At 69.7% G+C, this 19048-nt stretch carries 21 protein-coding genes; 15 read left to right on the top strand and 6 right to left on the bottom strand.

The window, feature by feature from the left end:
- Positions 1–8 precede the first annotated feature (8 nt).
- On the bottom strand, positions 9–656 hold the full coding sequence (locus R2J75_RS17585) for a hypothetical protein (protein WP_243329045.1): 648 nt from the start codon (positions 654–656) through the stop codon (positions 9–11).
- A 198-nt stretch (positions 657–854) separates the two neighbouring features.
- On the opposite strand from R2J75_RS17585, the gene rpsF reads away from it, so the two are divergent.
- The 5 genes from rpsF to R2J75_RS17610 all read left to right on the top strand — a co-directional run bounded on the left by rpsF (position 855) and on the right by R2J75_RS17610 (position 4472).
- A complete protein-coding gene (gene rpsF / locus R2J75_RS17590; protein ID WP_243329044.1) occupies positions 855–1247 on the top strand; it encodes a 30S ribosomal protein S6 in 393 nt (130 codons plus the stop codon).
- Positions 1244–1507, top strand: a complete 264-nt coding sequence (gene rpsR, locus R2J75_RS17595) for a 30S ribosomal protein S18 (RefSeq protein WP_243329043.1) — start codon at positions 1244–1246, stop codon at positions 1505–1507. Before rpsF ends, rpsR begins: the two co-directional genes overlap by 4 nt.
- A gap of 75 nt (positions 1508–1582) precedes the next feature.
- Entirely contained in the window at positions 1583–2104 is a 522-nt protein-coding gene (locus tag R2J75_RS17600; RefSeq protein WP_243329042.1) for a DUF6677 family protein, read from the top strand.
- Positions 2105–2108: 4 nt separating this feature from the next.
- The gene (locus R2J75_RS17605) at positions 2109–3287 is read left to right on the top strand and encodes an MFS transporter (RefSeq protein ID WP_316410712.1); all 1179 of its coding nucleotides are present in this window, start codon (positions 2109–2111) and stop codon (positions 3285–3287) included.
- A gap of 3 nt (positions 3288–3290) precedes the next feature.
- On the top strand, positions 3291–4472 hold the full coding sequence (locus tag R2J75_RS17610) for an MFS transporter (protein ID WP_243329040.1): 1182 nt from the start codon (positions 3291–3293) through the stop codon (positions 4470–4472).
- A 103-nt stretch (positions 4473–4575) separates the two neighbouring features.
- Here the strand turns inward: R2J75_RS17610 and R2J75_RS17615 are convergent, their stop codons facing one another.
- From R2J75_RS17615 to R2J75_RS17625, 3 genes are all read right to left on the bottom strand, one after another.
- The gene (locus R2J75_RS17615) at positions 4576–5052 is read right to left on the bottom strand and encodes a hypothetical protein (protein WP_243329039.1); all 477 of its coding nucleotides are present in this window, start codon (positions 5050–5052) and stop codon (positions 4576–4578) included.
- 178 nt (positions 5053–5230) lie between these two features.
- Entirely contained in the window at positions 5231–6004 is a 774-nt protein-coding gene (locus R2J75_RS17620; protein WP_243329038.1) for an SDR family NAD(P)-dependent oxidoreductase, read from the bottom strand.
- Positions 6005–6044: 40 nt separating this feature from the next.
- Positions 6045–7259 (bottom strand): pyridoxal phosphate-dependent aminotransferase, encoded by a 1215-nt coding sequence (locus tag R2J75_RS17625; protein WP_316410713.1) that lies wholly within the window; start codon positions 7257–7259, stop codon positions 6045–6047.
- A 320-nt stretch (positions 7260–7579) separates the two neighbouring features.
- Here R2J75_RS17625 and R2J75_RS17630 point away from each other — a divergent pair, with 320 nt between their 5' ends.
- From R2J75_RS17630 to R2J75_RS17655, 6 genes are all read left to right on the top strand, one after another.
- A complete protein-coding gene (locus R2J75_RS17630; RefSeq protein WP_243329036.1) occupies positions 7580–7783 on the top strand; it encodes a cold-shock protein in 204 nt (67 codons plus the stop codon).
- Positions 7784–8007: 224 nt separating this feature from the next.
- Entirely contained in the window at positions 8008–8211 is a 204-nt protein-coding gene (locus tag R2J75_RS17635; RefSeq protein ID WP_243329035.1) for a cold-shock protein, read from the top strand.
- A gap of 136 nt (positions 8212–8347) precedes the next feature.
- Positions 8348–8551, top strand: coding sequence for a cold-shock protein (locus R2J75_RS17640; protein WP_243329034.1), 204 nt, complete (start codon positions 8348–8350; stop codon positions 8549–8551).
- A gap of 88 nt (positions 8552–8639) precedes the next feature.
- Positions 8640–10343, top strand: a complete 1704-nt coding sequence (locus tag R2J75_RS17645; RefSeq protein ID WP_243329033.1) for an HD-GYP domain-containing protein — start codon at positions 8640–8642, stop codon at positions 10341–10343.
- Positions 10344–10410: 67 nt separating this feature from the next.
- Entirely contained in the window at positions 10411–10977 is a 567-nt protein-coding gene (locus R2J75_RS17650) for a type II secretion system protein (RefSeq protein WP_243329032.1), read from the top strand.
- Between the two features lie 19 nt (positions 10978–10996).
- The gene (locus R2J75_RS17655) at positions 10997–12139 is read left to right on the top strand and encodes a D-alanyl-D-alanine carboxypeptidase/D-alanyl-D-alanine-endopeptidase (protein ID WP_243329031.1); all 1143 of its coding nucleotides are present in this window, start codon (positions 10997–10999) and stop codon (positions 12137–12139) included.
- On the opposite strand, the gene R2J75_RS17660 is transcribed toward R2J75_RS17655, so the two are convergent.
- Positions 12136–14502, bottom strand: coding sequence for a response regulator (locus R2J75_RS17660; RefSeq protein ID WP_243346035.1), 2367 nt, complete (start codon positions 14500–14502; stop codon positions 12136–12138). The genes R2J75_RS17655 and R2J75_RS17660 overlap by 4 nt on opposite strands.
- A 158-nt stretch (positions 14503–14660) precedes the next feature.
- Between R2J75_RS17660 and uppS the strand changes: the two genes are divergently transcribed.
- The 4 genes from uppS to rseP are packed head-to-tail and all read left to right on the top strand — an operon-like array spanning position 14661 to position 18558.
- Entirely contained in the window at positions 14661–15347 is a 687-nt protein-coding gene (gene uppS / locus R2J75_RS17665; RefSeq protein ID WP_243329030.1) for a polyprenyl diphosphate synthase, read from the top strand.
- Between the two features lie 14 nt (positions 15348–15361).
- Entirely contained in the window at positions 15362–16267 is a 906-nt protein-coding gene (locus R2J75_RS17670; RefSeq protein ID WP_243329029.1) for a phosphatidate cytidylyltransferase, read from the top strand.
- A gap of 3 nt (positions 16268–16270) precedes the next feature.
- Positions 16271–17437: a 1-deoxy-D-xylulose-5-phosphate reductoisomerase gene (gene dxr, locus R2J75_RS17675; RefSeq protein ID WP_243346036.1), complete on the top strand. Its 1167-nt coding sequence runs from the start codon at positions 16271–16273 to the stop codon at positions 17435–17437.
- A complete protein-coding gene (gene rseP / locus R2J75_RS17680) occupies positions 17434–18558 on the top strand; it encodes an RIP metalloprotease RseP (RefSeq protein WP_316410714.1) in 1125 nt (374 codons plus the stop codon). Before dxr ends, rseP begins: the two co-directional genes overlap by 4 nt.
- A 4-nt stretch (positions 18559–18562) precedes the next feature.
- Here rseP and smpB read toward each other — a convergent pair whose 3' ends face one another.
- Positions 18563–19018 carry an SsrA-binding protein SmpB gene (gene smpB / locus R2J75_RS17685; RefSeq protein ID WP_243329026.1) on the bottom strand — a complete coding sequence of 152 codons (456 nt, stop codon included), beginning with the start codon at positions 19016–19018 and terminating at the stop codon, positions 18563–18565.
- Positions 19019–19048: the final 30 nt, after the last annotated feature.

The following is a 19048-nucleotide window of genomic DNA, read 5'->3' on the forward strand; positions in this document are numbered from 1 at the left end:
GAGGCGCCTCAGAGCGCCGCTTCGACGCTTCGGGCCGCCTTCTCCAGGTCCGGCGCGAAGCCTTCGAAGGCGCGCTTCCAGTTGGCGGAGACGCCCCGGGTGTAGGCGATGCCCCGCAGGAGGCCCTCCAGTTCCGCGTCCGGGAGGGTGTTCCAGTCGTCGGAGAACCGGGCCCACAGGGTGTCCATGGGCCCCGCGCTGAGGTGCCGCCGGTCCAGTTCCTGGCAGAGCTCGAGGGCGTCGTACACCGACGCCAGCTCCTGGAGCAGCGCCGGCGGAACGTTGCGGAGCATGCCGGAGGCCTTGGCCGCGCTCCAGGCGGAGGTGGAGAAGATCACATCCCGCCGGCGGCTCTTGGCGGTGATGCGGGGCGGCGGCAGGCCGCGCTTCCGGGCGTCCAGGGCGGCCTGCACCTGCCGGAGGGCCTCCTCGTCCGCGGTCTGGCAGGCCTGCATGGACACGGCCATCTCCCGGTCGGTCTCCAGGTTCCGCACCAGCTCCGCGTGGACCCGCTCCAGGAAGGCCCGGGTCATCCGCCGTTCCCGCCCGTGCTCGGCGCAGGATTCCAGCCCCAGGGCCATCAGGAGGCCCAGGAACGTGGCGAACAGGTGCTTGGTGAAGCCGCGGACGGAGTCGGGCACGTGGGGATGGAGCATGGGACCTCGGTCGGATGGGAAGCCTCCATTGAACCAGGGAACGGGCGAGCGTGGCCACGACGGCGGGCACAACCGGTCCCCGGGAAACCTGGCCTTGAATTTGCTGGCATTTCCTGAGATCCTTTCCCTTCGCGTTCCCGAGCGCCGGGAACCTCCTTGCTCCGGATCCAGTCCGGGGCTTCACATCCACGAGGAGGAATGATGCGTCGATACGAGACCATCTTCATCGCCTCCCCCACGTTGACCGACGAACAGGCTGAAGAGCTCGTCCGTCACTTCGAGGGGATCATTGCCGAGCAGGGTGGCGAACTGCTCAAGACCGAGAAGTGGGGCCGCAAGAAGCTGGCCTACGAAGTGCAGAAGTTCAGCGAGGGCTACTACACCCTGTTCGACATGAACGCGGGTCCCACCCTCATCGCCGAGCTCGAGCGCCGCTTCCGCAACCACGACTCCGTGATCAAGTACCTGTCCGTCCGCATGGACGAGCAGACCAAGGCCGCCGAGCGCCAGAAGGTGCGCTACGAGCGCGAGGGCCGTCGCAAGGCCCAGGCCGGGATCAAGGAACGCACCCTTGAAGAGGTGATGGGATGAAGCGGCGTACCGACGGAAAGGGCAAGCCCAAGAAGAAGAAGGTCTTTGGCGGCCGGCGCAGCAAGTTCTGCAAGTTCTGCGTCGAGAAGTCCACCTTCATCGACTACAAGGATGTGAAGACCCTCGGCGGCTTCACCCCCGAGCGCGGCAAGGTGCTGCCCCGGCGCACCAGCGGCGTCTGCGCCCTCCACCAGCGCATGCTGGTCGAGGCGATCAAGCGCGCCCGCAACATCGCCCTGCTCCCCTTCGCCACCGACTAGGCGAACCTCAGTGCCTCACCGGGAAGCCCCGGGCGGAAACGCCCGGGGCTTCCCGCTTTCCGGTAGACTGGAACCATGGCCGACGCGAAGCCCCTTCCCAAGCTGCCCGCCCCGCTCCGGGGCCCCAAGGCCTTCAAGGCCTCCTGGAAGCCCGTCCTCCTCAACTGGCTCGTGCCGGGCCTGGGCTACTGGATCATCGGTGAACGCGGCCGCGCCAAGGCCCTCTTCGGGGTCTCCGCGGTCTTCCTCCTGATGGGGTTCCTCCAGCTCCAGTTCGGCGCCGTGGACGGCATCCGGGGCGGCGTGTACGTGCCGACCTTCGCCCCCTTCCAGTGGATGCCCACCCTGGGCGCCCTGGCCACCGCCGGCACGGGCCCCATCTACGCCGTCTACGGCTGGCTCTTCGGGGGCGTGGGCACCGAGCCGGTGCGCAACCTGGTGCAGGAGTACGGGGCCTCGTACGTCATGGTCACCGGCATCCTGAACTGGATGGCCTGTTTCGACATCTTTGACCGCACCACCGGCCGTTGGGTGTGGCGCCTGCCCCGGGACGAGCAGGAAACCCTGGCCACCCAGGAAGAACCCAAAGCGAAGTGATGTGATGGCAAGAGATTCGGCAGCCGGGGCGCGGACCCGGCGAAGCCTGGCGGTCGCGTTCGCGGGCTTTTCAGCCTTCCTGGGCCTGTATGCGACCCAGCCCCTCCTTCCCATGCTGGAACGGCTGTTCCACACCGGCAAGGCGCAGGTGAGCCTCACCTTGACCGCCTCCACCCTGGGCGTCGCCATGGCCGCGCCCCTGGTGGGCTCCATCGCGGACCGCCTCGGCCGGAAACGGGTGATCGTCGCCTCCGCCTCCCTCCTCGCCCTCGCCACCCTCCTGGACGCCACGGCCACCGGGCTGGGCTCCCTCGTCTTCTGGCGCTTCCTCCAGGGGCTCTTCACGCCCGGCGTCTTCGCGACCACGGTGGCCTACGTGCAGGACGAATGGGCCGAGGGCGCCGGCCGCGCCATGGCCATCTACGTCACCGGGACGGTCATCGGCGGGTTCACGGGGCGCCTCCTGTCGGGCGTCATCGCCACCCTCGGCGGCTGGCACTGGACCTTCGTCGTCCTCGGCGCGCTGGGGGGCGTGGCCGCCCTGGCCCTCCAGGCCTGGCTGCCCCCGGAGCGGCGGTTCACCGGGGCCGGGACGGGGGAGCGCCTCTGGACCGCCATGGCCGCCCACCTGCGCAACCCCCGCCTCCTCGCCACCTTCGCGGTGGGCTTCGGCGTGCTCTTCAGCCTCATGGCCACGTTCACCTACGTGACCTTCCACCTGGCGGGCCCCCCCTTCCACCTCCGCCCCCTGGCCCTCAGCGCCCTCTTCCTGTCCTACCTCATCGGCGCCGTCGTCACCCCGCCCTGCGGGCGCATCATCGACCGCAGCGGCCACCGCCTGGCCATCGCCCTGGCCCTGGGCAGCGCCATGGTGGGCATGCTCCTCACCCTCGTCCCCAGCCTGCCGGCCGTGGTGGCCGGCCTCACCCTCTGCTGCTCCGGCGTCTTCGTCGCCCAGGCCGCGAGCACCAGCTTCATCGGCCGCGCCACGGACCAGGGCCGGGCCCTGGCGGTGGGCATGTACGTCACCTGCTACTACGTGGGCGGGAGCGTGGGCGCGGAGCTGCCCAGCTTCCTCTGGCGCCTGGGCGGGTGGACGGCCTGCGTGGCCCTCGTGATGGCGGTCCAGGCCGCCACCATCACCCTCGCCTGGAACACCTGGCGAACGCCCGCGAAGGCCTGACCCATGTCCGCCCCCCTCATCACCCCCCGCTTCCTGCTGGTCTGCGCGATCACCTTCATCACCTTCTTCGCCGCCTTCCAGCTCTTCCCGACCGTGCCCCTGCGCCTCCTGGACATGGGGGCCAGCATCGCCGAGTCGGGCCGGTTCATGACGGCCTTCACCGCCGGTTCCGCCACCGGCGCCCTGTTCACCGGGCCCCTGGGCGACCGCATCGGCCAGCGGCGGATGGTGGTGGCCTGCGCCGCCGGGTTCGGCCTCTTCCTGGGCCTCTACGGCGTCCTGCAGGTGCGGTGGGCCTTCTACGCCCTCGCCTTTCCCCACGGGGTCGTGTGGTCCGGCCTGCTCACGGGCACCATGGCCACCCTGGGCCACGTCCTGCCTCCCGACCGGAGGGCGGACGGCATGTCCCTGTACGGCCTCGCGAGCCCCGGCGGCGTGATCTTCGGCCCCGTCGTGGGCCTGGCCCTCCACCAGCGCTGGGGCTTCCCGCCCGTGGCCTTGGTGCTCGCCGGCCTCTTCGTGGCCCTGGCCTTCCTCGCCCTGGGCCTGCCCAAGGACGAAGGGCACGGCGGCGCGCGCCGCCCCCTGGAGCTGCCCGGCGGCGAGATGGCCGTGCCTTGCCTCGTCCTCTTCGCCACGGCCCTGGGCTACGGGGCCCTGGGCACGTATACCGCCCAGGAAGCCATCCGCCAGGGGTTCCCTCCCCTCTTCGGGCGTGTGCCCACCGAGGCCGCCTTCCTCTCCTGCATGGCCCTCGGCATGGTCCTCATGCGGATCTTCATGTCCCGCCGCGGCTTCGGCAAGCGACCCACCCGGATGCTCCCCGGCATGGTGCTGGCGGCGGCGGTGGGGCTCGCGCTCCTGGCGGCCCTGCCCGGCGGCGCCGCCCGCCACGCCCTCTCGGCCCTGCTCTACGGGGGCGGCTACAGCATGGTCCACACCCTCGTGAACGCCCACGTCCTCGACATCACGCCCCCCGAGCGCCGGGGCGCGGCCTTCGGGGCCACCCTCTTCTCCTTCGACTCCGGCATCGGCATCGGCTCCCTGCTCATCGGGGCCATCATCGGCCAGGGCTGCCGGTGGCTGGGCCCCTCCGGGTACCGGCTGGGCTGGGCCGCCGCCGCGTGCTTCGCGTTCGCCGTCTGGCCCCTATCACACCGCCTGGTCCGGCAGACGGAGGCCTAGGGCCGCGCCCGCCAAGTCTCTGGAAGCATCCGGACGCGGTGGGAGCGGCCCTCGCCGGGGGTCTGGGGGCCCGGCATGGGGCCCCCAGGGGGCGACCGTCGACCTAACGGGCTTCCTGGAAGGCGTCCCAGCTGGCGTGGACCCAGTCCACGATGCGGGGCATCCAGGCGTCGAAGTCGTGGGTGCCGGCGGGATCGAGGGTCAGGGGCAGGGATTCGGGGAGCATGCCCAGGTGATCGCCGGGCGGGACCCGGTCATCCTCGCCGCCGTGGAGGATCCGCCACCCCGGCTTGGCGGCCGCGCGCTGGATGGCGTCGGCGCTGAGCTGGGCCCAGGGGCTGCACACGGAGAGGCGAAGGGGGGAGGGGGAAAAGGCGGACAGGAGGCCCCCGAAGCTGAAGCCCACCGTGAGGTGGGGCACCCGGGTGCCCAGGAAGGCGTTCATTTCGTCCCAGGCCTGCACGAAGACGCGGTCCATGGGCTTGCCCTCGGGGGGCAGATGGACGGCCTGGAGGGTCGGCCGGAGGTAGACGGCCTTGTCCCAGCCGCTGGCGACGAGGTGCTCTTCAAGGAGCTTCACGGTTCCGAGACCGCTTCCTCCCAGACCGTGGAGTAGGAGGATGGAGGAGGGTGCTGGCATACGCGTCCTATGATGCCACGGACCCCGGCCCCAAGGCCAGTTTCCGCGCCCCGGACGCCGTGCCACAGGCAAGCGGCCTGGAATTTCCAGACATCCAGGATCAACCTTGTTGAAGTTTTCAGGCCCGGCGGTGGACCTTGGTGCCGTTGTGGCTCGCCTGGTCCCGGCACTTCACGATGATCTCGTCGATGTTCACGTGATCCGGAAGGGCGATGGCCCAGCGGACGCATTCGGCCACGTCCTCCGCCCGCAGGGGCTCCACGCCCCGGTAGACGGCGTCCGCCTTGCCCTCGTCCTGGAGGCGCACCATGGAGAATTCGGTCACCGCCATGCCCGGATCGATCTCGGTGACCCGGATGGGCTCGCCGCACAGCTCCAGACGGAGGGTGCGGGTCAGGGCCTTGAGGGCGTGCTTGCTGGCGCAGTAGGCGCCGCCGCCTTCGTAGACCCAGTGCCCCGCGGTGGAGCCGATGGTGAGGAAGTGGCCCCAGCCGCTTTTGCGGACGTGGGGCAGCGTGGCCTTGAGGGTCCGGATCACCCCCTCCACGTTGGTGTGGAGCATGGCCTGCCAGTCCTCCTCGAGCACCGAGGCGATCGGATCGACGCCGCGGGCGAGGCCGGCGTTGGCCAGCACCACGTTCAGGCTCCCGAGGGCCTCGACGCTGGCCGCGACGAAGCGGTCCACGCTGGCGGTGTCGCGGGTGTCGACGGCGCCCGCGAAGACGCGGACCCCGTGCTTCGCGGACAGTTCCTCGGCGAGCGCGCGGACGCGCTCCACCCGGCGGGCCCCCAGGGCCAGGGCATAGCCGTCCGCGGCGAGGAGGCGCGCGGCGGCCTCCCCGAACCCGCTGGACGCGCCGGTGATCATGACGACAGGATGCTCAGGCCGCATGGCTTCTCCCAAATCTCGGTTTCGGGTGGATGAAGGGGGGCTAGCTGGGGTTGGCCGCCATGTAGGCGTCCACCGCGCGGCCCAGGATGTCCATGGCCGCCTTCAGCTTGGGCGTCTCGAGCACGTAGGCCAGACGGACCTGGTTGAGGCCCTGGCCCTTCTCCTCGTACTTGCCCCGGGCGTAGAAGCCCGGCCCCGGCGCGACCATGACGGTCGAATTGTCATGGTGGTAGTCGGTGAGCAGCCACTTGGCGAAGGACTCGCAGTCCTCGACGGGAAGCTCGGCCATGATGTAGAAGGCGCCCTTGGGCTCCAGGCAGGTCACGCCGGGGATCCGCATCAGGCCCTCGTAGGTGGCGTCGCGGCGGCGGCGGTACTCGTCCCGGAGCGGCGCGAAGAAGTCCATGCCCAGCTGGGCCATGGCGAGGCAGGCCTCCTGCTCCACGCTGGCGGGGCAGAGGCGGCTCATCGCGAGGCGCACCGCCGCGGCCCGGGCGTCCCGGTTGCGGGTGACGAGGCACCCGATGCGGGCGCCGCAGGCGCTGTAGCGCTTGGAGACGCTGTCGACCAGGATGGCGTTGTCCTCCAGGCCCTTGAGGTGCATGACGCTGGTGTGGACCCCCTCGTAGCAGAACTCCCGGTAGACCTCGTCGCTGATGAGGAAGAGGCCGAGGTCCTTGGCGATGGCGCCGAGGCGGCGCATCTCGTCCTCGGTGAACACGGTGCCGGTGGGGTTGTTGGGCGTGCAGACCAGGATGGCCTTGGTGCGGGGGCCGATGGCGGCCCGGATGGCCTCGTCCGGGGGCAGGTGGAAGCCCGTGGAGGCCAGGGTGCGCACCGGGCGCAGGCTGATGTCGCACATCAGGGCGAAGGCGTTGTAGTTGGTGTAGAAGGGCTCGAAGACGAGCACCTCGTCGCCGGGCTCGGTGGCCACCTGGAAGGCGAAGAGGATCGCCTCGCTCCCGCCCTGGGTCACCACGATGTCGTTGGCGGAGACCTCGATGTCGCAGCCGGCGTAGTACTTCGCCAGGGCCTCCCGGTAGGGCTGCTCGCCCTCGGACTTGCCGTAGGCGATGACCTGCCGGTCATAGGCCTTGAGGGCGTCCAGGAAGGGCCGGGGCGTGGGAATGTCGGGCTGGCCGATGTTCAGCGGATAGACCGTACGTCCCAGGGCGCGGGCCTGGTCCGCGTAGGGGACCAGCTTCCGGATGGGGGAGTCGGGGAAGACCGTGGCGCGTTCGGAGACTCGGAGCATCGGGGCATCCTTTTCAAAGGCAGCATAGGGCTTCGTCAAGTCTAGGAGCGCGCCTTCCCGAGAGAAAGGCGGTGCGCGGCAAGGTGTGACGTCGGTCCCAGCGCCCCAGGGATGGGCCGCACCCCCCATCCGCATTCAGAATATTTTTTTAAAACTTGGGGAACTTTTCTGATTCCTATATTATTCTCATGCCTCTACCCTATTTCTCATCTCTCCAACCCTGGGATCCTTCCCCCAAAGGCTCCCCAAGGTGCCAGTCCGTCCCGCCTGGGGGACGTCTGGCGGCCACCCCCCCAGGTTTCTTTTTCTAGGAAGTTGCAATGGCTCAGGGCACCGTCAAGTGGTTCAACGCCGAGAAGGGCTACGGATTCATCACCCCCGATGAGGGTGGCGCCGACCTGTTCGTCCATCACACCGCGATCCAGGATCGCGGCTTCCGCACCCTCACCGAGAATCAGCGCGTGAGCTTCGACGTGGCCCAGGGCCAGAAGGGGCCCCAGGCCACCAACGTCGTCAAGCTGTAGGTCGATGAGCGGCCCCCCCGCCCAAGGGCCCGGAGGCCGCTTTTTTGTTCGCCGTATTGTGTTGTTGGGCCTGGGGGGCCGTGCTAACCTCCAGGGGGCATCTGCCGAAGGCAGGTTGTCCATCGCGCACCGGGAGGTCCCTCTCCCCCTGGATCCTTGGCCTGGCAAGGACCCTGACATACCCACCAGGCACTGGGGCGACGCCCCGCAGGAAGAAGGCTTCAATGTCCGAAGGCACCGTCAAGTGGTTCAACGCTGAAAAGGGCTACGGCTTCATCACCCCCGACGGAGGTGGCGCCGATCTTTTCGTTCATCATTCCGCCATCCAGGATCGCGGCTTCCGCACCCTCACCGAGAACCAGCGCGTGAGCTTCGAGGTCGCCCAGGGCCAGAAGGGGCCCCAGGCCACCAACGTCGTGAAGCTGTAGCATCCGCGGATCGTTTCGCGGGGGGCGCCTGTGATGGGCGCCCCCTTTTTTTGGCATGAAATTAACATGATTGAACCCATCAAGGGCCCTGTCTAGGCTGGGTTCTGGGCGGACCCCCCGCCCGGGGATGGACACCATGACGGCTGGCTTCGTGAAATCCTTCAGTGCCCAGAAGGGCTTCGGATTCATCACCCCCGACGAGGGCGGCCCCGACATCTTCGTCCACCAGTCCGCCGTCCTGAAGGGCGGGATCCGGACCCTGGACGTGAACGCCCGCGTCCAGTTCGAGATCGCCCAGGGCGCCCGGGGCCCCCAGGCGACGATGGTGGTCCGCCTCTAGACGGGCGCCTGGGCCATGGACGGGAAGGCCGTCATCGCGTAGGATACGGTGATCACACGGATGCCGTTTTTCCCCAAGCGCGAGGTCCATGTCCATGCCGGCGCTCCCCCCAGGGCTCAATGAACCGCTCCAGCAGCGCCTGGCGCAGGTGCTCTACCGCTGCCTGGAGGACCTGGGCACCACCAAGGCCGCCTTCTACATGCTGGACCCGGCGACCCGGGGCTTCGACCTGGCCGTCCACTACGGGTGGCCCCGGAACATGCCGCCGCCGGCCCACCTTCCGCCCCTGGACCCCCTCCTGGTCATGGTGAGCCGCGAGAAGCGGGGACTCGCCGTGAACGACAGCCGGGGCTCCCGGGAACTCCAGGCCTTCTCCGCCGGATCCGAGCATCCGCGCTTCCACCTGGCCCCGGTCTACGACCGCGGCGAGTGGCGGGGCCTCCTGATCCAGCGCGACCCGCCCCGGGGCGGCGCCTTCGAGCCGGAACGGCAGGACCCCGTGATCCAGTCCATCTGCGAGGACTTCGTGGAAGCCCTCCGCACCCTCGGCCCCGCCGACGACCTGGAGACCTGGCCCGGCGACACCCCGGCCCTGGAGCCCCAGGCCACGGCCCAGGAGGAGGTCCCCGCCCTCCGCGTCCACGCCCCGCCCCCGGCGGCCCTGGCGCGCATCGAACCCGCCGCCGGCACCGGCACGGCGCCGGCCTGGGGCGGCACGGGCACGTCCGGATCGGCCACCGCCCTCGCGCGCACCTCGTCCCCCGGCGATCCGTTCAAGGAGATCCTGGCCGGCGACCCCGAGGCCTTCCTTCCGGAGCAGCAGACCTTCTTCTGGGAGACGGCGAACCTCCTCTGCCGGCTGGCCCCGTCCACGGCCGTGGCCCTCTGGCTCAGCGACCCCGCCGACGTGAGGCCCCTCCTCGCCTACAGCCGGTTCCCCCTCTCCAACGACCTGAAGCACCAGCTCATCGGCCAGACCCTGGCCCAGGTCTCCCGCCTGAAGCGCAAGGACATCCGCCTGCTCCTCAAGGCCGAATGGCCCGAGCGGGATCCCGTGGCCGGGCACTTCGCCACCGTCCTGCCCGTGTTCCTGGAGGAGGAGGTGGGCGAGGACAACCTGCTGATGCTGCTCCGCATCGAGGACCGCCCCTTCACGGCGCAGGAGCAGGAGGACGTTCGTCAGGTTTCCCGGATGCTCGGCTTCTACCTCCAGGAGGTCCGCCTCCACGAGCGCTACCACCAGGCCTTCCTCTCCGTCAGCCACCGGATCCTGTCCTCGGCGGAGGGCCGCCTTCCGGCCATCCGGGCGCACAGCGTGAACACGGCCGAGCGGAGCCGGGACCTGGCCCGCCGCCTGGAACTCTCCACCGCGGAGGTGGAGGCCGTCAGCATCTCGGCCATCCTCCACGACGTGGGCACCCTGCTCCTGGACTACCGGGTGCTGGACAAGCCGCGCCTGAGCTCCGAGGAGCTGGCCCAGGTGCGGACCCACCCCCTGCTGGCTTCCACCTTCCTCAAGGACCTGTACTTCCCCTTCAACGTCCTGGAGATCATCCGCCACCACCACGAGAACTGGGACGGATCGGGCTACCCCTCGGGCCTCCAGGGGGAGGCGATCCCCATCGGCAGCCGCATCATCCGCCTGGTCGAGGCCTACGAGATGATGACGTCCCCCACGCCGTACCGGGCTGCCAAGCCAGAGGACGAGGCCCTCGTCGAGATCCGGAAACTCTCCGGCACCCACTTCGATCCCGGCCTGGTGGCCGCCTTCCTGGACCTGCTGGGGCACTGAGGCGGCGCGGATCGCCCTTCCCTATCGCGGCCAGGCTCCTAGAATGGGTCAGGAGGGCCGGTCAGGCATGGCGCGTGGCGGGGACGAGCACAGAGGGTCGCGGGGCTTCATCCTGGCCATGCTGCTGGCGATCATCGTCGGCATGGGGATCCTCCTGACCGCCGTGCAGCCCACCCTCTCCACCGAGGTCCAGCGGGACCGCGAGGCGGAGCTGATCTTCCGGGGCCAGTCCATCGCCGGCGCCATCCGGGCCTACAAGGCGCGGACCGGGGGCTATCCCCTCAGCCTGGACGACCTGGGCAAGCTCCGGCCCCGGGTCATCCGCCAGATCTACACGGACCCCATGGTGGCCGACGGGGAATGGGAGCTCATCACCGCCGTCCAGCCCGGCGCCTCCGGCGACACCACGGGCCTGCCCATCGTCGGGGTGCGGAGCCGGTGCACGGACAACGCGTTCAAGATCTACAACGGCAAGACCCTCATCAGCGACTGGACCTTCTCCGCCACGGGCAACATGCTCGGCCTGGCCGGGCCCGCCGCCAACCTCCTGGCCGCCCCGGCCACCGGGACCCCCGGCAAGGACGCAACCGAGGCGCCGGCCAAGAGCGGCGACACCAAGTCCACCACCCCGTGACCCCGGAACGCCCCACGCCATGATCCGACGCGCCCTGCTCGCCCTGTGCCTCCTCCTCGCCCTGCCCGCGGCCGCCCTCGACCCCATGGGCGCCTGGGTCCAGCGCATGGAGGCCCGGAACATCCGCGCCTCCGCGGGCCTGTGGGACCTGGAGACGGGCCGGCTCCTGGAGGGCCACCAGATGGACCTCGCCCTGGTGCCCGCCAGCACCACCAAGGTCCTGTCCACCTACGCCCTCCTCAAGACCTGGAAGCCCAACTACCGGATCGAGACCGAGGTGTGGGGCGACCTGCGCGGCGACACCGTCGCCGGGGACCTGGTCTTCAAGGGGGCCGGGGACCCCTTCCTCACCGGCGAGCGCCTGTGGCTCCTCGCCGAGGAGCTGAAGGCCCGGGGGGTCCGCACCGTGTCCGGCAAGCTGCGCATCGACCAGGGCGCCTTCGACGACCAGCGCTACGGGAACGGCTGGGAGGGCACCTCCAGCAACACGACCCCGCCCATCCTCCCCTTCTCCGTGAATTTCAACAAGGAGGACGGCCGGCTGGTCAAGGACCCCGACCGCCTCGCCCTCGAAACCCTCGCCCGCACCCTGCGCCAGGCGGGCATCACCGTGGAGGGCGGCCCCTCCGGCTCGGAGGGCCGGCGCCTCCTCGCCTTCCCCTCCCTGCCCCTCCGGGACCTGGTGGGGGACATCAACAAGTTCTCCAACAACTTCATGATCGAGATGCTCGTCAAGCGCTTCGGCGGCGGCACCTGGACCCAGGGCATCCGGCAGATCCAGGCCTTCTACCAGACCATGCTGGACCTGGGTCCCGACAAGGTGGCCCTCACGGACGGCTCGGGCCTCTCCAAGGAGAACCACCTCTCCGCGCGGACCCTGGCCATCGTCCTCCGGGCCGCCTGGAACGACTTCGAGGTGGGCCCCGAAATGGTCGGCTCCCTGAAGATCATCGGGGGCGAGCCCTTCCGGCTCCACATCAAGGACCCGGACCTGGCCCGGCGCATCCGGTGCAAGACCGGGCATCTCAACGGCGTCACCAGCGTCTGCGGCTACCTGCAGATGCTGGACGGCCGCCGGCGGGTCTTCGCGGTCATCCTCAACGGCCCCTGCGCCGAAGCGGACGCCTGGGACCTCGTGCGCCGCTGGGCGAGCCAGGGCTAGGAGGCCGAGGCCAGCAGGTCGGCGAGGGACTGTTTCAGGCGCTTGAGATCGAAGGGCTTGCCCAGGTGGGGCAGGTTCGACGATTCCAGGAAGGCGCGGGTCTCGGGGTCGAAGGAGTCGCCGGTGGTGAAGAGGACGCGGCGGCTCATGGCCGGCTGGTGCTCCTGGATCCACCCGTAGAGCTGGATGCCGCTCAGGCCGGGCATGCGGATGTCCGAGACGACGAGGTCGAAGGTGTCGCCCTGGAGCTTCTGGATGGCCTCGGCGGCCAGGGAGCAGGACACCACCTCGCATCCCCAGGAGGTGATGGCGTCGTTGAGGCACTCCAGCAGGAAGGGTTCATCGTCCACCACCAGCACGCGATGTCCCTCGAGGGCGGGAACGTTCGGGGAGGAGGGGGCTGCTTCGGACATGGGGAGCTCCACCAGGTATGCGTTGCCGAGGCCTTCCTGACTGCGCACCGAGACGCGGCCCCCGTGGGCCCGCGCGACGGCGGCGATGACGCTGGTGCCCAGGGAGTCGGCGTCGGCCGCCTGGGCGACGTCGAACACCCGGCGGGCGGCTTCCTCCGGCAGGGCCGGACCGGTGTCCTGGGAAACGAGCTGGAGGCCAGCGGACGTCCGGCGGGTTCCCACGCGCACGCGCTTCCCCGCGGACCGGGCCGAGGCCCGGATGGCCACCCGGAACAGGCAGACGAGTCCCTCCCGGAGCAGGGCCGGGTCCAGGGCCGCCTCCGGCAGGGCCGGGTCCAGGCTCAGGTCCAGGGCCACGCCCGCGGCGGCGGCCTCGGGCTCCATGCGCTTGAGGGCCTCCTGCACCAGGGTGTTGAGCTGGACCGCCTCGAGGCGGGGCGCGCTGGGCGAGAAGACCATGAGGAGGGGCCGCAGCAGGGCCTGGATGTGATCGATGGACGCGAAGATCCTCCCCGCCCGCTCCGCGGCCAGGGGGTCCCCCAGCTCCTGCAGGTACAGGTCCCGGTGCAGGACGAGCGGCGCCAAGCGATTGGACAGCTCGTTGAACATGGACGGCAGGATCCGCGCCAGGGTGCCCACGTGCTCCGCTTCGCCCAGCTGGACCTCCAGGCGCTTGCGGTCGGCTTCGTCCCGGATGAGGGCAGAGTAGGCCAGCACCCGCTCATCCGCGCCCCGGATGGGGGCGTAGGTGATGAGCACCGGGAACTCCGTGCCGTCCTTGCGCAGGCGGCTCGTGGGCACGTCCCGGATGATCTGTCCCCCGGCCACCACGGCCATGGCCTGCTCGACCTCCCCGCCCCGGGCGGGGGGGGTGAGCTGGTGGATGGAGCGGCCCACGATCTCCACGCGGGGATAGCCGAAGATCTGCTCGGCCGCGGCGTTCCAGGTGAGGATGCGGCCGTCGGCGCTGAAGCTGATGATGGCCTCGCCCACGCTCTGGACGAGCCCCTCCAGGTAGCGCCGGGTCTTCAGGTTGTCCTGGTTCGCCCGCTCCAGCTGGGAATAGAGGGTGTGGAGCTCCTGGTTCTTCTTCTCCAGGGACTCCTGGGCCGTCCGCAGCTCCGAGTAGAGGCGGGCGGTCTCCATGTTGGACTTGAGGGCGTCCTCCAGCAGGTCCTGGGCGTCGGCCACCTTGCCGGGGGCCAGTTCGTTGATGCTCACCCCCGCGTGGCGGAGGATCGTGGACTCGGGCTGGGGCGGCGCGGGTTCGGCCTCGGCCCGGGGGAACTCCCGCATGCTGGCGCGGATGTTGGACTCGATGAGGTTGAGCATCTCATCGAAATCCTTGATCTTCTTGTCCAGGTGGTATTTCCGGAACGTGGTGCCCACCGTCTCCCGGGTGATGGCCAGGAAGGTGTCCAGCACCCCTTCCCCGCGGTTGGCGACGGACTCGAAGTACGGCACCGACCGGAAGTTGAGGCGGCGGTTCATGACGCCCACCGGCATGGCGTCCCCCAGGTCCCGCTTGTTGTACTGCAGGACGAAGGGGATCTGCTTGATGTTCAGCCGGTTCGCGTTGAGGTTGTGGTAGAGGTTCGACAGGGAGTCCACGTTCTCCTGCATCTTGGACTCGCTGGAATCGGCCACGAAGACCACGCCGTCGCTGCCCCCCAGCACCACGCGCCGGCTGGCGTCGTACTGCACCTGGCCGGGGACGGTGTAGATCTGCAGGTGGATGGCGTTCCCGTAGATGTAGCCGAGGTTGATGGGCAGCAGGTCGAAGAAGAGGGTGCGGTCCTCCTGCGTGTTCACGGAGAACATCTCGCCCCGGTTGGATTCGGCGCACATGGCGTGCAGGGCCTGGAGGTTCGTCGTCTTGCCCGAGAGACCCGGCCCGTAATAGACCAGCTTGAGCAGGATCTCATTGGCTCGGGTGTTGAATTGGACCATGCGTATGCGCCGTTTCCCCAGTATGCGACCAGATTACCGCAACCGCCGGGCCGAAACGCTCGCCCGTATGCATTTTATGCCTTCCAGAGGGGCTGAAGTGCACCCATGTTAGAATCCGCAGCACACCCTTTCCCTCCGGAGCCCCCCTTGGAGTTGTCTTGAGCCTCCCCCGCCACGTCGCGCTCATTATGGACGGCAACGGACGCTGGGCGGCCCAGCGCGGTTGGCCCCGCATCAAGGGTCACAAGGAGGGGGTCCGGGCCGTCCAGGACATCCTGGACGAGGCCAGCGCCCTGGGGATCGAGCACCTGACGCTCTACGCGTTCTCCACCGAGAACTGGAAGCGGCCCGCCCCGGAAGTGGCCATGCTCATGGCCCTCCTGCGCATGTACCTGCGCATGTTCCTCCCCAAGCTGCGGCGCCGGGGGATCCGGTTCCACCACCTGGGGTGCGAGGAGGGCCTGCCGGACGGCATTCTGGCCGATCTGCGCGCCCTGGAGGCCCAGACCGCGGACCACACGGGCATGGTCTTCCACCTGGCCGTCAACTATGGGTCCCGGCTGGAACTGGCCCACGCGGCGCGCCGATGCGTGGAGGACGGCCTGGCCCCCGGGGAGGTGGACGAGGCGGCCCTGGCCTCCCGCCTCTGGACGGCGGGCGTGCCGGACGTCGATCTGCTCATCCGGACCTCCGGGGAGCTCAGGATCTCGAATTTCCTGCTCTGGCAGGCAGCCTACGCCGAGTTCTACATGACCGAATGCCTCTGGCCGGACTTCCGGGGCCCCCAGCTCCGGGAGGCCCTGGAAGCCTTCGCCCAGCGCGAACGCCGCTTCGGCGGCATATGACCGGAGACCGCCCCATGACCGCCGCCACCCCCGCCACGAGGCCCGGCATCGACAAGGCCAACCTGGCCGTCCGCGTCGGCTCCGCCCTCGTCTTCGCCGTGTTCTTCTTCACCCTCCTCTACCAGGGCGCGCAGCCCTGGGCCAAGGCCGTCTTCCTCGGGGTCCTGGCCCTGGCCGCGGCCATGGGCGTGCACGAGCTGACCCTCATGGGCCGGAAGCTCGGCCACAACCCCTCCTTCCCGGCCGGCACCCTCGCGGCCTGGGGCATCCTCGTCCACTTCTTCCTGGTGGGCCGCGACGTGACGGACCCCCTGCCCCTCTGGGCCGTCCTCGCCTTCGGCGCCATCGTCATCCACTTCGGGGCCCTCTTCTTCGACCGCGACCTGGACAAGGCCCTCACGAGCCAGGCCATCACCTGGATGGGCGCCCTCTACATGGGCCTGGGCACCGGCTTCATCATGAAGCTCTTCATGTTCACGGAGACGACCCTCTCCAACACCGGGGGCCGCCTCGTGCTCGCCCTCTTCCTCATCACCTGGATGGGCGACACGACGGCCTACTTCGTGGGGAGCCTCCTGGGGCGCCACAAGCTCGCCAGGCGGGTCAGCCCGAAGAAGTCCTGGGAGGGCGCCCTGGGCAACCTGGCCGGCAACGTCGCGGCGGCCTTCGTGATCCGCGCCTTCGTGTGCGTCCAGTGGACGGCCGTGGACGCCGTCGCCATCGGCCTCCTCCTGGGCACGGCGGGCCAGCTCGGCGACCTGGCCGAGAGCACCTGGAAGCGCAGCGCCGGCGTCAAGGACTCCAACATGGGCTCCATCTCCATCCCCGGCCACGGGGGCATGCTGGACCGGCTCGACAGCCTCGCCTTCGCGGCGCCGGTGTTCTACGCCTACGTCCACTTCGTCCACGGGCTGAACTGAACGATGCGCAGGATCGCACTCCTCGGGTCGACGGGATCCATCGGCACTTCCACCCTGGACGTGGTGGCGGCCCACCCCGGGCGCCTGGAGGTGGCCGCCCTCGCCGCCGGACGCAACCGCGACCTCATGCTCGCCCAGGCCCGGCGCTTCCGCCCCCGGCTGATCTCCGTCTCCCGGGCCGAGGACGCCGCCTGGATCGCCGCCAACCTCGACCACAAGGCCGACGTCCTGCACGGCATGGAGGGCCTGAAGGCCTGCGCCCTGGAATCGGGCGCCGACACCCTCCTGGCCGCCGTCGTGGGCGCCGCGGGGCTGGCGAGCACCGAGGCCGCCCTGCGCGCCGGCATGCGGGTCTGCGTGGCCAACAAGGAGAGCCTCGTCGTGGGCGGCGCCCTCATGCGCCAGGCCCTGGAGGCCGGGGGCGGGGAGCTCCTGCCCGTGGATTCCGAGCACGCCGCCCTCCACCAGCTCCTCGCGGGAAGCCGGGTCCCGGTCCGGGAGGTGCGCATCACCGCCAGCGGCGGCCCCTTCCGCACCTGGTCCCTGGAGCGGATCCAGGCCGCCACGGTGGACGAGGCCCTCAACCACCCCACCTGGAAGATGGGGCCCAAGATCACCATCGATTCGGCGACCCTCATGAACAAGGGGCTGGAGGTCATCGAGGCCGCCCACCTCTTCGGGCTGGCCCCCGCCGCCATCCAGGTGACCATCCACCCCCAGAGCCAGGTCCACGCCATGGTCGGCTTCGAGGACGGCACCTACCAGCTCCAGGTCTGCGCCAACGACATGAAGCTGCCCATCCAGTACGCCCTCCTCCACCCGGACCGGATCCCGGGCCCCGTGCCCCCCTACGACTGGGAGGCCTCCCGCCAGTGGACCTTCGAGACCCCGGACCTGGCGCGGTTCCCGCTGCTGGGCCTCGCCTACAAGGCCCTCGAGGCCGGGGGCACCGCCCCGGCGATCCTCAACGCCGCCAACGAGGAGGCCGTGGCCGCCTTCCTGGCCGGTCACCTCGGCTTCTGGGCCATCCAGGCCTGCGTGGCCGCGGTCCTCGACGGCATTCCGGCGGAACCCGCCCATACTCTGGATCAGGTGATGGAAGTCGACCGGCGCTCCCGGGCGGCGGCCGCCACCTGGATCCGCCACCACGCTCCCACAGGAACAGCATGAAGCGCCTTCTCTTCACGGTACCGGCCCTGGCCCTCGTGTCCCTCATCCCCGGCGTCGGGTTCTGGGGACCCGTCATCCTGCTGGTCAGCCTCATCTTCTTCCACGAACTCGGCCACTTCCTCGTGGCCAAGTGGATGGGCCTCCCCGTGGAGGTCTTCTCCCTGGGCTTCGGTCCCCGCGTCGCGGGCTTCGCCTGGAAGGAGACCGACGTCCGCCTCTCCCTGCTCCCCCTGGGGGGCTACGTCCGGCTCGCGGGCTACAACCCCGAGGACCCGGACGCCGAGGACCCCCACGGCTTCCTGGCCCAGCCGGCCTGGAAGCGCCTCGCCTTCTACGGCGGCGGCATCCTCGCCAACATCCTCATCACGGTCGTGGTCTTCTTCTTCCTGGGCGTCCACAGCGCCCGGGTGGTCTCCGCCAAGCCCCAGTCCAGCCCCCTGATGGTGCTGGAGGCGGTGAAGGACCTGCCGGCCGCCAAGGCCGGGATCCAGGCCGGGGACCAGATCCGCGTCCTGGGGGACCTGCGCTTCCCCGGGAACGCCAGCGACGAGGTGATCCCCTACGTGCGGAGCCAGGCGGGCAAGTCCCTCCCCGTGGTCCTGGACCGGGACGGCCGGCAGGTGTCCCTTTCCCTCGTGCCCCAGGGGGACCCGGGCTCGGCCCGCATCGGCGTCAACTTCGAACCCACCGCCTGGACCTTCGAGAAGCGCCCCCTGAAGGCCAGCGACCTGTGGACCGGCACCACCTTCGCCACCCGGGAGAGCTGGCGCCTGGGCGTGGACATCCTGGGCAACTTCGGCAAGCTCATCACCGGACGCGTAAGCGTCAAGGAGGTGGGCGGCCCCATCACCATCGCCCGGGTCGGCAGCCGCGCCGCCAAGGCCGGCCTCATGCAGTTCATGGCCCTCCTGGCCCTCATCTCCATGAACCTGGCCATCCTCAACGCCCTGCCCATCCCCTTCCTGGACGGCGGCCATGCCCTCCTCCTCATCATCGAGAAGATCCGGGGCCGGGACCTGTCCGCCCGGGTGAAGGAGCGCATCCTCACCGGCGGCTTCATCTTCATCGTCGGGCTCTTCGCCCTGATCATCTTCCAGGACCTGCTGAAGCTGAGGCACTGAGCCCCTACTCCCGGTCCCCCTTGCGGATGCGGTCCAGCTCGCGCTTGTTCTCCCGCTCCTTCAGGGCCTCCCGCTTGTCGCCCATCGTCTTGCCCTCGGCCAGGCCGATCCGCACCTTGATGCGGCCCCGGGGGTTCAGGTAGATGGCCAGGGGAACGATGGTCAGCCCCTTGCGGTCCACCCGGGCGAGGATCTTGGTGATTTCAGCACGGTTGAGGAGCAGCTTCCGGGGGCGCAGGGGGTCGTGGTTGGCGTAGGTGCCGAAGGCGTACGGGCTGATATTGGCCTGCTTGAGCCACAGTTCGCCCTTCTCCCCGTCCACGTAGGCGTCCTGGAGCTGACCGTGGCCGCCCCGCAGGGCCTTCACCTCGGTGCCCACCAGGGCGATGCCCGCCTCCCACGTGTCCAGGATCGTGTACACGTGGGTCGCCTTGCGGTTGCGGACGAGGTCTTCGCTCATGGATCCAGTCTATTCCAGGTTACGCTTAGG

It is taken from the genome of Mesoterricola sediminis (assembly GCF_030295425.1).
Taxonomy (GTDB): domain Bacteria; phylum Acidobacteriota; class Holophagae; order Holophagales; family Holophagaceae; genus Mesoterricola; species Mesoterricola sediminis.